Here is a 12,653-nt window from a genome sequence, read left to right on the forward strand (position 1 = left end):
TGAGGGCGGGCCGATGCGCCGGTCCGGCGGGTGGATCAGCGGCGGGAGCGGCGCATGGCCTTCCGGACGGTGACGGGCCGGCCGGCGTCGTCGTGGCGCCGGCCGGCGGCGAAGGTCGCGTACTCGGGGGTTTCGGCGCCGTAGAGGGCGAGGCGGCCCTGGGCATCAGCGTGAATACCCCAGCCGTAGCGGCGGCCGAGGTCGGAGGCACGCAGGCAGGCCTGGCCACGGGAGTAGAACTCCGCCCGGGCCCGGGACCGCTCGTCCGCGGGGATGTCGCGGCGGTCGGCGAAGACACCGAAAATGACGTCGCCAGAAGTGTAGGAGTAAGGGTGACGCGCGATCATCTCGTAGGCGCGTGCCGCGATGGACGGGTTGTCGCCCTTGACCGGCGGCGCGGTGCCCTCGGCGACCGGGCAGTCGTCCGCAATGACGATGAAGGTGTTGACATAGTCCACCAACTCCATGCTGGGCAGCATAGGTGAACCTGGCCGGCGGTCCGACTCGCGCAACCGCCTGACCTGTGCCTTCGGTACGACTGGGCGGTCCGCGGGACAGCCGAGCGCGATCATGTAGGCGCAGGTGCGCAACGGGGGGATACCGCAACCCCAACCCTCCACGCCGCGTAGTCGCGGGCGGAGCGGACCCATGGCCCGTCAGCCCCCTCCGTGACAGCCCGGTACGTCCACAGCCCGGCGACGAACACCGCGAACGCGGTCAGCGCGTCCCCGTCCGGCGTCCAGCCCGGTCGTTCGGCCGCCCACGCCTGCGCGTCCGCCGGGCAATGGCCGGCGTCAACGAGCCGGATCACCAGGAACGCCGTGTCGACCCACGGCGCGGCCGCCCCGGGGAAACCCCAGTCGATCACGTGGACCGTGCCGTCCGGGCCGAGGATGAACTGATCGGCGTGCAGATCGGTGTGCGCGAGCCGATCACCTTCGACCGCGGCCGGCGCGAGCGCCGCCCACCGGTCCATCCGCTCGACATCCCACCCGGCGGTCACCTCCGGGGCGGCTTCCCGCACCCGGCTCCACCAGTCCGGCACCGTCCACCGCTCATGCAACCCGAGGACCCCGGGCGCCGGCAGGGCGCTGATCCGGTCCAGCGTCCTGCCGACCACCGCGAGGTCCGCCGAGCCGACAGCGAGGTCGGCGGGCCGGCCGGGCAGATACTCGAAGCCGACGATCAGCCACAGGTCATCGGCTCGCACCTCCTCGGAGAAGATCACGGCCGGGGCGATGCCGTCAGCGAGCACCCCGGCTGTGATCTCGTCCCGCAGCCAGCGCATCGCCCGGCTGATCCCGCGGACGGCCTTCACGAACACCGGCCCGCCGTCGCCGTGCACGACGGCGGCAAGGTCGTTGTTCTTTCCGCCGGCGACAGCTTCCGCCGCCGTGACCGGGCCGACATGCCGCTCGACCGCCTGTCGCACCACGCCAGGGACCGAACCCCACACGTCCGCCACGGCCACCTCGCTCTCCTCCCGGCTGCGCTAGTTCGGGATCCGCGTGTCCTGGTTCTCGTTGCCGTCCTCGCCGGACGCGGAGCAGTCCCCCTTGTCGGCGCAGGACGTCGAGGCCACTTCGCGCCACAGCTCGGTGTCGACGGCGTAGCCGGCCTCGGTGATCGCCGTCAGGGTACGGGCACGCGCCGCCACGGCGTCGATCGGCGCGTCAGCCGGGTCCGCGGGGATGTGGTGGAGGAACCGGCCCGCGACCTGGTCGCACCACGCGGCGTACTCCCGGGTGTGCAACAGGAACGTGTGCCAGCCGACGTCCACCAGCCGGCTCGGCGCCAGTGTGCGTGGGCTGGTCGCGCTGGCCGCCAGGAACGCCAACGCCTGGTCCACGATCCGGGTGGCGAGGTCGCGGTCTCCCGCCACCTCCGTATCCGCTGCCACCCGGTCGACGAGCCAGTCGAACAGGGCCGGACGGACCAGGAACCGGCCCGTGTTCGCGGCTTCTAACGCCACAGCAGTCATCGCCAGTACTCCTCGCAGGATGGGATTTGGGTAGCGCCCGGCGGGTGCCGGGCTCCGCCTGCCCTGACGGACCTGGTCAGCACCAGGACAGGCGGAGATCAGGACCACCTCACCCACAGCACGGCCAGGCGACGCGGGCGGGGTGGTGGACGGGCCGCCCTGAGCGGGACGGCCCCCGTTTCAGATCCCGGGAATGAGATCCGGGATGGCAGGTCGCGACGGCACCGACGTCCACCCACCGCTGGATGTCCGGGGTGGGCCTGGCGTAGGCGTCAGCCGTCTCCAGAGAGAAGAACCCGGTGACGGTCTCCTGAGGGTCGCCCTCGACGTCGAGCACGACCACCGACCACTCCCAGTCGGCGACCGAACCGCCATCGATCGGGCGGACGACACGGCCAGCCTGACGGGCAGGGCTGCACCCCTTCCCCGGCCAGTGCGTGTTTGGCACCCGCGACGGGAGGGGCGGGGAGGGAGCGCCGTCACCGGCCGGTATGACCGGCTCCCTCCCCACCCCGGCCACCACCCCCGACCCGACACCAGAACGCCGCACGGCGCTGGACGGCGACGGATCAGGGTGGAAGTGGCGGCCAGCGGCGGGCGTCCGGCCGGCGGGCCTGGGGGCGTCCGTGGGTCTGGTCACGTGCGCTGCTCGGTCGGGAAGGTGGCCGGCGTGTGTCCCGCCGCACATGACCCATGACACACTGCGCACTAGGGACGCAACAGAACGCAACCGCTCGTTGCATGCATGCAATGAGCGGTTGCACGCACCCGACACGGCGTTGCAGAGGAGGCTGAGGGCGCAAGCTGGACAGCGAAACGACGCGCTTGCCGACCTGGCGGACCTGCTACGGAACCTGCGCGACCAGCACCGGACCAACAACAGTCGGCTCGAGGTCCGTACAGGTTTCAAGCGCCAGCAGATCTCACGGGCTGTCAACGGTCGGGAGATCCCGTCTGCGGATCTGGCGGACGCGCTGGATACCGCGTTGGCCGCAGGCGGAGCCATCCGGCGATTGCGGGACGCAGCTGTCAGGGAGAAGCGGGCCCGGGATCTGGGACTCGACCCGCGCAGGCAGGAGGAACCTGTGTACGCCAACCGCCGGCAGGCGTTCGAACTCGCCGCCGCCAGCCTCGTCGCCGCCCAGATGTATCGGCAGTGGACCGCGTCCGCACCTGATGTGCTGACCCTCGACGAAGTCGACGACGCGATCAACGCGCATGCCGTCGCGTTCACCGTCGAAGCGCACCAGCAGCTCGCGCCGAAGGTGTGGAAGACGTGGAAGTCGGCGCACCACCACCTGATGAACGGCAGCGGCCGGGCCCGTCCGCAGACCCGGCTGACCGTCGCCGCGGGCTACGCCTCGTACATGCTGGCGCGGCTGTCGTTCAACCTCGGCGACACCCTTGCCGCCCGCCGGTTCATCCGCCTTGCCGAGGACCATGCCAGCCAGACCGACGATGTCGTACTCGCCGCCTCTGTCGGGGAGATGCTGACGACCCTGGCGTTCTACGGCCGGCGTTACCGGGAAGCCGCCACCGTGGCCCGGAAAACCGCCGCGCTCGCGGACCACCCGTACACCCGCGCCCGGATCGCCGGCTACGAGGCACGGGCCCTCGGYGTGCTCGGCGACACCCACGGCACCAGGGCGGCCCTCGACCAGATGCGGGCATCGGTCACGGACCTCCCGCTGCAGCCCGGAGCAGCCCGTTCGGACCGGCCGCCGCCGAGATGATGTATGCCGGGGTCCTGACCCGCGTCGATGGTGGCGTTGAGGCGGAACCGATTGCTCGCGCTGCCATCTCGGCCTGTGACAGCGGCCAGGCGGTCGGATTCGAGGATTACGGCAATGCGCTGCTCGCCCTCGCGGCGAGCCTCACCGCCCGGGAACGGCCCGAGATCGACGAAGCCGCGGCGGTGGCGGGACGGGTCGTGGAGATGCTGGACGCCCGTCCGACCGCCTCGGTCTCCGACCGGGTTGTCGAGATCGCCACGACGTTCACCGGCCATCCCACTGTCGAACCGGTGCGGGACTTCTGGGACCGCTGGCAGGCACGTCCCCGCCTTGAGCTCACGGCAGGCCAGGCATGAAACTCGTCTATGGCACTCCGGCCATCGCGGAGATCCCGACCGTCCTCACGGAACGGCTGGTGCTGCGCGGGTGGCAGGCCGCCGACCTTGAGCCGTACGCGGCCATGAACGCCGACCCGGAAACCATGCGCTACCTCGACGGCACGTTTGGGATGGCACCTACTTCGCCGACGGCTGGCCCGGAGTCGAGGTCGCGGTGTCGATCCACCGGGACCGGTGGGGTCAGGGCCTTGGCACTGAGGCGATCACTGCGGCACTGCAGTTCGGATTCGACCGACTCGACGTGGACGAGCTGATCACGGCCACCCACCAGCAGAACGCAGGCATGAACGCGATCGCTCTCCGGCTCGGGATGGCCTTCCGGGAAGTCGCGGATGTCGGGCCTTGGAAGGCGAGCAATGTCTACGCGATCAGCCGCAACGACTGGGCAGCCAACCGGTAGGACAGCCCGGCCACGCAGCTCAGGGCGTGCGGCGCGCGGGGGTTGAGCTGAATCATGTCGCTRCCGAGCGAAAACTAATGGCCCGCCAGGCCTCCGGAAAGATCCGGCGTGCCCGCCCAGTGCCGGGCTGCCGGACTATCCGGGTCGGGATCTTTCCAAGGAGTGTGTCGGGTAGTCGAAAAAATATCCAGCAACGCGCATCTGCGCCCGCTCTACCTCGGTCGCGGAAACACCCAGGGTGCGGCAGGGAATCGTAGTAGCTGGATCGTGACCTCTACTCCAGGCAGCAACGGTCCCAGTTCCACCTGGTTCTACGTCGCCGGATCAGCCATTTCGCGTTGTCGGCGAAATCCGTGTTGAACCATCGGCCGACCCCGACGAATCCGACTTTGGATGTTCCGGCCAGTTTGAGGGCCGCGGCGGCGGACTGGGCTCGCGCGCCGCTGGTCCACGTGTCGTCGATCACGAGCACCGAGGCGGCGGCAACCGGCCTGACGATGGTGAATCGATCGGTTGCCACCTCCCGGCCGCGGTCGCCGCCGTGTGCTTCCAGCAGGTCAACGTACCGGTCGCCGGTTCCTGCGACGATTCCGCTGACCAGACGTTTCAGTGGGTGCTCTCCCGGTCGACCCCTCGTGCTGGGAACCGGCGTGACCATCGAGAATCCCGGTGTTCCCGCCCGCTGCGCCACATGGGCCTCGTGTACGGAAAGCCACCGCCACAGGACCGCGGCCAGACCGGCCATCCGTGGGTGTCGGTACTTCTCGGGGATCTCTTCCTTCTTATATGTGATCAGTTCTCTCGCGAGCTGCTGACCCGAGGGTGCCAAGGAAACGAACGCCGTCGCGTCGAAGACCAGGGGTCCGAGTTTCTGTCGCGCCCGGTTACACGGCAGGCACCGCTCGTACCCGTCGTATACCGACGAGTGGCAGGTGATGCAGATGCCCTCTCCGGAGGGAGGAACCTGAAGCAGATAGTTGGCGTAGGGGTCGGAGACCTCGACTACTGTGCGGGCACGACGCGGTGAGGTCACCAGACTACCGTGTCCGGGTACACGGTCAGCTCGTCCAGCAGGCTCAACACTTCCTCGACGCTACTCACGACGGTTACACCTGGGCGTTGAGCGTACTCCTGCGCCCACTCGTGCGCCATGACCGTGTCCAGGAGGAAGACAGGTCGGCCGTGTTCGAGTGCGAGCCGGGCCTGTGTCCGGGCGCCGCTTTTCTCCGGCGCTTCCACCACTACCGTCGCGGCGGCGTAGCCGCTCATCACACCGTTGCGCATCAGGAAACTTGTCTTGGTCGGCGGGGACTCCGGCCAGAACTGTGACAGCACCAGATGTTCACGAGCCAGCTTCTCCTGAAGAGGCGCGTTCTCTTTGGGGTAGGACTTGAGGAGCCCTGTTCCGATGACGGCAACGGTGCGGCCCCCCTCGCGCAGGGCGGCTCTGTGCGCTGCCGTGTCAATGCCGCCGGCGAGACCGCTGACGACCACGCGGCCTCGGCGGGCAAGCCCGGCGGCGATCTCCTCGGCTCGGCGCAGCCCTTCCGCCGAGGCCGAGCGGGTACCGACCACAGCGACCCCGGCGGCGTCGTCCGGGCTCATCCGGCCCCGGAAGAACAGGAAGGGAGGGCGCTGGTGGACGGTGAGCAGCTGCGCTGGATAGTCCGCATCAAGCAGCGTGACTACTCGAATGCCTTGTGCGTCCCACCCGAGCAGCGTCTCGCGTGCCGCGTCCAGGGCAGCGCTTATCCCGTCCGAGAACCCTTCGAAGAGGTCGCCCTGGTCCCCGTTCGTGTCGGCTTCGAGCACACGCAGCGCGCTGCCGGTCTCCTCGACCTCGTCAGCGACGAGCCCCCACTGACGGCGGCGGCCGCGAAGAAGCGTGAGCAGCGCCGCATGCTCCGTCAGACGGTCCATGTTTGGCGACCCTAGCTGCGGACGCATCGGCGCTCGAACCGGGGGACCGCGGATCCACACAGCACGAGACAGATCATGTGGTCTCCGTAGGCTCCCTGGATCACACCACACTCTTCGAACACACGTTCGACATTGGAGCCTATCGCGCGCCCGGCCCTCTCGGTCGTGGTGGTTGGCCCGTCGGGGCCTGTCACGTCTTCGTCCTCGCGGCGAAGACGACCGTCAGGTACGCGCCAAGGTCGCCGCGTACCTGACCGACACCCGGGCGTCGTCATGTGACAGGCGAACTCGGCCTGTGTCCTGCGGTTCTCCGCGGCACAGTGACCGCAGGCGGCGCGAGTGCGGTACGTGTCGGCGGGGCTGACCTCGACGACACCCGTCCGGCACTCTCAGCCTTGGCGCGCAGGATCGCGAGGAGCACCCCCAGCCCGCGTCGAGAATGCTCGTGTCGGTCCGGATCATGTCGCTACCGCTGTCAGCGCAGCGCTGAACCGATGAACTGACCCGTCGCCCCCGCCCGAGGTGGAGGCGATGCTGTTGGGATGGGCCGGCGGAAACATCCTGCCCCCGAGCGGGAAGGGCTGGGACGTCCGCCTGCCCGGTGCCCGTCCGCGGAACAGGCGCTGGCCAGGTCTCCCGGTGAGCCTCACCGATAAAGTGGGTCCGTCGTCGAGCGGTGACGTACCTTCCGCGTGATGCGACCCCGGCGAACCCATCGTCGACGTGCGGCTCTCGGGCACCGAGGTCGTCGTCAAACTGACCGACCTGTGCAACATCGAGATGTCTTCGGTGGTGGTGCCCGATGCATCTCGCCGATCCTGATCAGGCATCGTCCCCGCCGAGGTGAAGATGGCCGACGTGCGTGCCTTGCTCGCGTGCTTCAGCGCGCAGGCCGCGGACCGCGGAATCGATCATGTGTTTCGGTGGCAGCGCACTGGGCATGGGCGTTCTTGTGGTGAACCGGGATGGCGCTTGGGTGACCATTTGTACGGTTGTCCGCCCGCCACCCGCCGCTTTTCGTTGCTGTCGTGCGCCCGTACCGCGAAGCAGGCCCTGCAACGGCTTCTGGGTGCCAGACGTTCGGTCCGGTGGTGACTGGTGACATGGGCGGATCTGCCCGGCACGGTCGCGAGAACTCGGCCGCCGCTCTGGACCCACCCGACGGAACTGACCCGGGCGCTCCGCCCGGGTCCGAGACCGGGCTGTTCACCTCGCAGCTGTTCGAGCTGGCCCCGATCGGCCTGCTGATCACTGACCGGAAGCTGCGGGTACGCCAGATGAACCGCGCGATGCGAGCCATCAATGGGTTGTCCGTCGACGACATCGGGCAACGACCGTTGAGTGAGTTACTCCCCGACGTCCACCCCGGGGCCTGGGAGGTGATCCGTCAGGTCCTTGCCACCGGCGAGCCCATCCTCAACGTGGAGATCACCGGTTCCACTCCTGCCCCCCGGCCAGGGCAGCGGACTTGGCGGGTGTCCCACTATCCGCTCCGCGGCGGGGACGGGTCCGTCGCGGCGGTTGGCGTCGCCCTGGTGGACGTGACCGACCAGCGGCGGGCGGAGGCCGCGCGAGACAAGGTGGAACAGCGGTTGCGGCTGCTGGGCCGGGCCAGTGGGTTGATCGGAGCCTCACTGGACCTGACGGCGACGCTGGAGGGGATGGTCGAGCTCATCGTTCCCGAGTTCGCCGACAACTGCGACCTGTACCTCACCGAGGAGCCGCTGGACGCGACAGCCCCGCCGGCCCGGCTGCCGCTGCGTCTCACCGTCGCTGGGAACACGCCGTTGCTGCCGCCGCCGGAGGCCCACCAGCTCCTGCCTTCCGCCATCACCTATGTCGATCAGGACAACCCAGCGCACCGTTCCCTCGCCACCCGCCGTCCGGTCCTCTTCGACGTCGACGAGCGGGTGATCGCCAGCGTCGATCACCCGCAGCGGGATGAGCACTTCGAATACATCGCCGTTCGCACCGCGATCACTGTCCCGCTGCTGGTCGGCAACGAATACCACGGTTCGGTGTACCTCGGTCTCGGGCCGTCCGGGCGGACCTACACCGAGTACGACGTGCAGACCGCGGCGGAGCTCGGCAGTCGGATCGCCAATGCCGTCGCCAACGCCCGCGCCTTCGACCGACAGCGCACGGCCGCAATCACCCTGCAACGCGGGCTGCTGCCCGGCGGGCTGCCGGCCGTCGAGGGTCTGGACATCGAATGGCGCTACGAGCCCGGCACGGCAGGAACCGAGGTCGGCGGCGACTGGTTCGACATCGTGCCGCTGTCGGCCGGCCGGGTCGCCCTCGTCATCGGCGACGTGATGGGCCGTGGCCTGGCCGCCGCCGCTGTGATGGGCCAGGTCCGCGCCGCGGTCCGTGCCTTCGCCGCCCTCGACCTCCCGGCAGCGGACGTCCTGACGCACCTCGACAGCCTGGTGCAGAACATCGGTGCCGGGCCGGACGGCGCCCTCGTCAGCTGCGTCTACGCAATCTTCGAGCCGGCGACCGCCAGCATCACCGTCGCCAACGCCGGTCACCTCCCACCCGCCATCGTCGATGCGTACACAGACGCTCGGCTGCTGGAGGAGCCGGAAGGAATCATCCTCGGCATTGGCGGCCCACCGTGCACCGAAGTTCGGTACCCGTTCCCGGCAGGCAGCACCCTCGCCCTCTACACCGACGGACTCATCGAATCCCCGAAGATTGACAYCGGTCAGGGTGTCCGCCAGTTGCAGGCGGCCCTCGTCGCCACCGGCAGCTTGCCCGCCACGGCCGAGCGGCTGCTCACCCTCATCGACCGCAGCGGCGGTTACGACGACGACGTCGCCCTCCTCCTCGTCCGCGCCACCGCGCGCGCCACGACCTGGACAACCACCGTGGAGCCCGATCCGCGGGCCGTCAAAGCCGCCCGCGACACCACCGTCGCCGCGTTGCGGCAGTGGGAGCTCACCGACAGCGTCGACCTTGTGGAGCTCCTCGTCAGCGAGCTCGTCACGAACGCCATCCGGTACGCGAAGACCCCCAGCGACCTGACGCTACGCCGCGGTCGCCACGCCCTCTACGTCGAAATCGCCGATGGCGACAGCCGGGTGCCGCGCCTGCTGAACCCTTCCGCCGATGACGAGGGCGGCCGCGGGCTTCAGCTCGTCGCCCAACTCGCCACCCAGTGGGGAGCTCGTCCCACCCGCACCGGGAAGACAGTCTGGTTCGAACTCGACCTGACCTGCGCGGATAAGTCACTGTCAGAATAAGGGCGAGGACGGGCTGGCGGTCGAGGTGGCGAAGAGCAGCGCCTCGTCGGCGGCGAACAGGTCCGCCGTCGGCCGGTCCGGTCACCGTCGCGGTGGGGCTGTGCAGGGGGAGACACCGGGCCGCCGCCGTAACCGGCGTCCTTTCCGTGGCGGTCGCCCTGCCGGGCATCCTCCTCCGGCTCCAGTCCCGTCACCCGCGCATCCGGACGCAGCCGCGTTCAATGAGGGTGGCCCTGAACCGATCGACATTCACCGCCGGGGAGCTGGCGCCGCGCGCGCCCGTTACCTACTCGCAGGCCCGGGATGGGGGAGAAGCGATCTGGGTGGGTTCATCGTCGCTGGATCGGCGACGGTCCAGATATCTGTCTACGGCCCGCAGGTCGTCCGGTAGGCAAGGGTCGGGATGTAACGCTCCCACTCGGCTGGAGTGAGGCCGCCACCGGCCGCCGCGCAGGCCCGGTCGATGCGGCGAGTGAGAAGCTCGTCGAGAGGATGCAGGTCCCACAGGATCGCCCTGCCGTCGGCGCTGTTGATGAGCGCGGTGCGCCCGTCGGCGGACAACGCCACCGTCCACACGCCATCGGTGTGGCCGGCCAGGGTGAGCTCGTGGCCCTGAGGGTGCTGCCAGGTGACGAGCAGGGCATGAGACAGCAACGGCAGAACGCCCTCGACACCGGTGTGCTGGCCGTCGGCGTCGAGGTCTTCCAGCAGCAGGTCGGCCAGCCCGTCCTGCAGGGTGAGGCCGCCCAGCGCGGCCGGGCGTTCGATGACCTCCCGCAGCTGCGCACTGGTCATGGGGCCGATGACCACCGGGTGTTCCAGCGGGGCCAGCAGCTGCGGATAGGCCGCGCAGTGCACGAAGAAATCGGCCCGCATCCCGAACACCACGATCGCTGGGGATTCCTGGACCGGGTCCGCGCACAGCGTGTCGAGCACGTCGATGAACAGCCGGCGTTGCTGCTCGTCCGGGCAGACGGTGAACAGCTCCTCAAACTGGTCGACGATGATGACCGCACGGACCGGCCGCGGTGGATCGTCGGCGTTCAACGCCCGGTGGACAACCGCCCGCAGCTGCCCGGGATCGCCCTGCGCGTGTTCGGTCAGCTCGGCTGGGGATAACCCGACCGTCAGGACAGCGAGGTGTTTAGCCAGCTCTGCCACCGGATCCGCGCCGGGACTGAAAACCGCGAAGGGAGTGCCGGCCCGGCCCGGGGCGGGCGGCCCATTCCCGTCCAGAGCAGCGATCAGCCCCGCGCGCAGCAGCGAGGACTTCCCCGACCCGGACGGGCCGGTCACCATCAGCGGCCCCGGACAGGCCCATTTCTCGGCGACCCGATCGAGGAGGTCCGCGGTCAGCTGAGCCCGACCGAAGAACAACCGGGCATCGTCAGGGCCGAAAGCCGCCAGCCCCCGATACGGGCAGGGCTGCGCCGGTTCCGCGGCACCGCCATCGGAATCCGAATCGGAATCGGAATCGGAATCGGAATCGGAATCGGCGTGATTATCGGCCTTGCCGGCCCGCGGTTCCATCCGCTGCAGCTGCTTGGCCGCCTCGGTGGCCGACCGGTTCGCGCTGCGCACCCCGGCCATCCGCAGCAGCAGGTCGCGATAGGCCGCATCCCAGGCGTGGCGGTCCCCCAGATCGCCGGACACGGGCCGGCCGGACTCGCCGGCGACCCGGATGCAGGTGTCGACGAACACCTCTACGTGCTCCGGCTCGGGACGCACCGGCCGAGTCCTACTGATCATCCCGGCGATAGTGCTGCGTTTCAGCCGCAGCGGCGGCTGACCCGCCCGGCGTCGTGGCGTCCTACCACTGGCCGCCTCAAGGCGACGGTCCGACAGACCCGCCGCGTCCTTGAGCGCCCGCAGTCGCTCCGCGAACTCCGGACGCGGATCCACACCACCACCCACCAAGCCCCCCCCGCCCCGGCCACACCCGGGGTGTCCGGCACCGCCGGCCACCCCCCCAGACACCGACAATAGCCAGCGCTACCAGCGCATTGCCGGGGAACCTCCAGCAATACGTCCGGAGAGACCGCCGGACAAGCCGACCGGCAGCCACCGTGGTCCCCATGAACCCGACGACAGCCACCCAGCACCGCGGCCCCCCGGCCCCGCCTACGGAGCGAGCCGCGGTCCACCCCGGCGGCCGTCGTCTCGGTGCCATCGAGGGGGCGGCACCGTGCGGCCCCCGCCGACGGCACGCCGCCGATCCCGCCCGCCGAGGCACAGGGCACTCCAATCGGTGCGGCCGCGGGCCGGTGGACCGGTGGACCGGTGGACCGGCCAGTCAAGCCGAGCCAGCCACCGTCACGGCTCCACCGGCAAGGAATTCCCCTCGCCCGTAAAGGAGGTGACGGGGGCGGGACAAGAAACACTCGTCCGCTTTTCCGCCGGATCGGCGCCGGAGTGCGTCTCTGATCGGAGCAGGCAAGTAACCGGCAGGATCGTTGACGACGACTATCCGGCACAGCTGCGGGGGCACGTCGAGGGTGACCGCCAACCCGGGTCTTCGAAGTTGACCGGGGTGGGGCACGGTGACCTGACCGGGGCTGGTGACCGTGCGTGATGTTGGCTCGTCGTGGCTTTGTATRCCCCGCGTGGGACGCTGGCATGTCGTGACATGAAAAGACCCGCAACCCGGGCGATCTTGATTGTTCTCACGCAATCCAGACGCCACGGGGTTACGGGCTTGAACGATCATAGTAGTGCGGCGACGTTGCTGTTGGAGCTGGACGGTCTGGTGGTGCAGCGCGTCGAGYGGCAGGCCGACGGATCACGGCTGGCATGGCTTGCGACCGTGGACGAGACGGCGCGGGCATGTCCGGGCTGCGGAGTGTTCGCGCATCGGGTCAAGGGCATCGTGACCACCCGGCCGCGTGACCTGCCTTGCGGCTCCACCCCGCTGCGGCTGGTGTGGGTCAAGCGCCGGTGGTACTGCCAGGAGCCTCTGTGCGGCAGGCGGTCGTTCAC

General features: G+C 69.5%; 11 protein-coding genes and 1 pseudogene. 5 read left to right on the forward strand and 7 right to left on the reverse strand.

Annotated elements, in window-relative coordinates:
• Window positions 1-35: 35 nt before the first annotated feature.
• The 4 genes from BBK14_RS29385 to BBK14_RS29400 all read right to left on the reverse strand — a co-directional run bounded on the left by BBK14_RS29385 (window position 36) and on the right by BBK14_RS29400 (window position 2,324).
• A complete protein-coding gene (locus tag BBK14_RS29385; RefSeq protein WP_198541475.1) occupies window positions 36-479 on the reverse strand; it encodes a DUF6157 family protein in 444 nt (147 codons plus the stop codon).
• Between the two features lie 89 nt (window positions 480-568).
• Window positions 569-1,471, reverse strand: coding sequence for a phosphotransferase (locus BBK14_RS29390; RefSeq protein WP_071066440.1), 903 nt, complete (start codon window positions 1,469-1,471; stop codon window positions 569-571).
• A 21-nt stretch (window positions 1,472-1,492) separates the two neighbouring features.
• The gene (locus tag BBK14_RS29395; RefSeq protein WP_071066441.1) at window positions 1,493-1,981 is read right to left on the reverse strand and encodes a glycine-rich domain-containing protein; all 489 of its coding nucleotides are present in this window, start codon (window positions 1,979-1,981) and stop codon (window positions 1,493-1,495) included.
• Window positions 1,982-2,090: 109 nt separating this feature from the next.
• The gene (locus tag BBK14_RS29400; RefSeq protein WP_071066442.1) at window positions 2,091-2,324 is read right to left on the reverse strand and encodes a hypothetical protein; all 234 of its coding nucleotides are present in this window, start codon (window positions 2,322-2,324) and stop codon (window positions 2,091-2,093) included.
• 742 nt (window positions 2,325-3,066) lie between these two features.
• Here BBK14_RS29400 and BBK14_RS40860 point away from each other — a divergent pair.
• From BBK14_RS40860 to BBK14_RS29410, 3 genes and pseudogenes are all read left to right on the forward strand, one after another.
• On the forward strand, window positions 3,067-3,714 hold the full coding sequence (locus BBK14_RS40860; protein WP_241831941.1) for a hypothetical protein: 648 nt from the start codon (window positions 3,067-3,069) through the stop codon (window positions 3,712-3,714).
• On the forward strand, window positions 3,711-4,070 hold the full coding sequence (locus BBK14_RS40865) for a hypothetical protein (RefSeq protein ID WP_241831942.1): 360 nt from the start codon (window positions 3,711-3,713) through the stop codon (window positions 4,068-4,070). Before BBK14_RS40860 ends, BBK14_RS40865 begins: the two co-directional genes overlap by 4 nt.
• Window positions 4,067-4,512 (forward strand): annotated as a pseudogene (locus tag BBK14_RS29410) (GNAT family N-acetyltransferase). The gene BBK14_RS40865 and the pseudogene BBK14_RS29410 overlap by 4 nt, the downstream one beginning before the upstream one ends.
• 274 nt (window positions 4,513-4,786) lie before the next feature.
• Here the strand turns inward: BBK14_RS29410 and BBK14_RS39190 are convergent.
• Together BBK14_RS39190 and BBK14_RS29420 are read right to left on the reverse strand one after the other, a co-directional pair.
• Window positions 4,787-5,545, reverse strand: a complete 759-nt coding sequence (locus BBK14_RS39190) for a hypothetical protein (RefSeq protein WP_198541476.1) — start codon at window positions 5,543-5,545, stop codon at window positions 4,787-4,789.
• Complete coding sequence (locus BBK14_RS29420) at window positions 5,542-6,432, reverse strand: DNA-processing protein DprA (RefSeq protein ID WP_071066443.1); 891 nt, start codon at window positions 6,430-6,432, stop codon at window positions 5,542-5,544. The genes BBK14_RS39190 and BBK14_RS29420 overlap by 4 nt, the downstream gene beginning before the upstream one ends.
• Window positions 6,433-7,535: 1,103 nt before the next feature.
• Between BBK14_RS29420 and BBK14_RS29425 the strand changes: the two genes are divergently transcribed.
• Complete coding sequence (locus tag BBK14_RS29425; protein WP_071066444.1) at window positions 7,536-9,677, forward strand: ATP-binding SpoIIE family protein phosphatase; 2,142 nt, start codon at window positions 7,536-7,538, stop codon at window positions 9,675-9,677.
• A 366-nt stretch (window positions 9,678-10,043) separates the two neighbouring features.
• On the opposite strand, the gene BBK14_RS39195 is transcribed toward BBK14_RS29425, so the two are convergent.
• Window positions 10,044-11,405 carry an ATP-binding protein gene (locus BBK14_RS39195; protein WP_071066445.1) on the reverse strand — a complete coding sequence of 454 codons (1,362 nt, stop codon included), beginning with the start codon at window positions 11,403-11,405 and terminating at the stop codon, window positions 10,044-10,046.
• A 967-nt stretch (window positions 11,406-12,372) separates the two neighbouring features.
• Here BBK14_RS39195 and BBK14_RS29435 point away from each other — a divergent pair.
• A partial coding sequence (locus BBK14_RS29435) for a transposase family protein (RefSeq protein WP_241831943.1) occupies window positions 12,373-12,653 on the forward strand: 281 nt, incomplete at its 3' end.

It is taken from the genome of Parafrankia soli (assembly GCF_001854695.1).
Classification (GTDB): Bacteria; Actinomycetota; Actinomycetes; order Frankiales; family Frankiaceae; genus Parafrankia; species Parafrankia soli.

Bases quoted from the DNA above. Each gene is read 5' to 3' on its own strand.
- BBK14_RS29420 (WP_071066443.1), bottom strand. From the start codon at position 6,432: ATGGACCGTCTGACGGAGCATGCGGCGCTGCTCACGCTTCTTCGCGGC.
- BBK14_RS40865 (WP_241831942.1), top strand. From the start codon at position 3,711: ATGATGTATGCCGGGGTCCTGACCCGCGTCGATGGTGGCGTTGAGGCG.
- BBK14_RS29385 (WP_198541475.1), bottom strand. From the start codon at position 479: ATGCTGCCCAGCATGGAGTTGGTGGACTATGTCAACACCTTCATCGTC.
- BBK14_RS29395 (WP_071066441.1), bottom strand. From the start codon at position 1,981: ATGACTGCTGTGGCGTTAGAAGCCGCGAACACGGGCCGGTTCCTGGTC.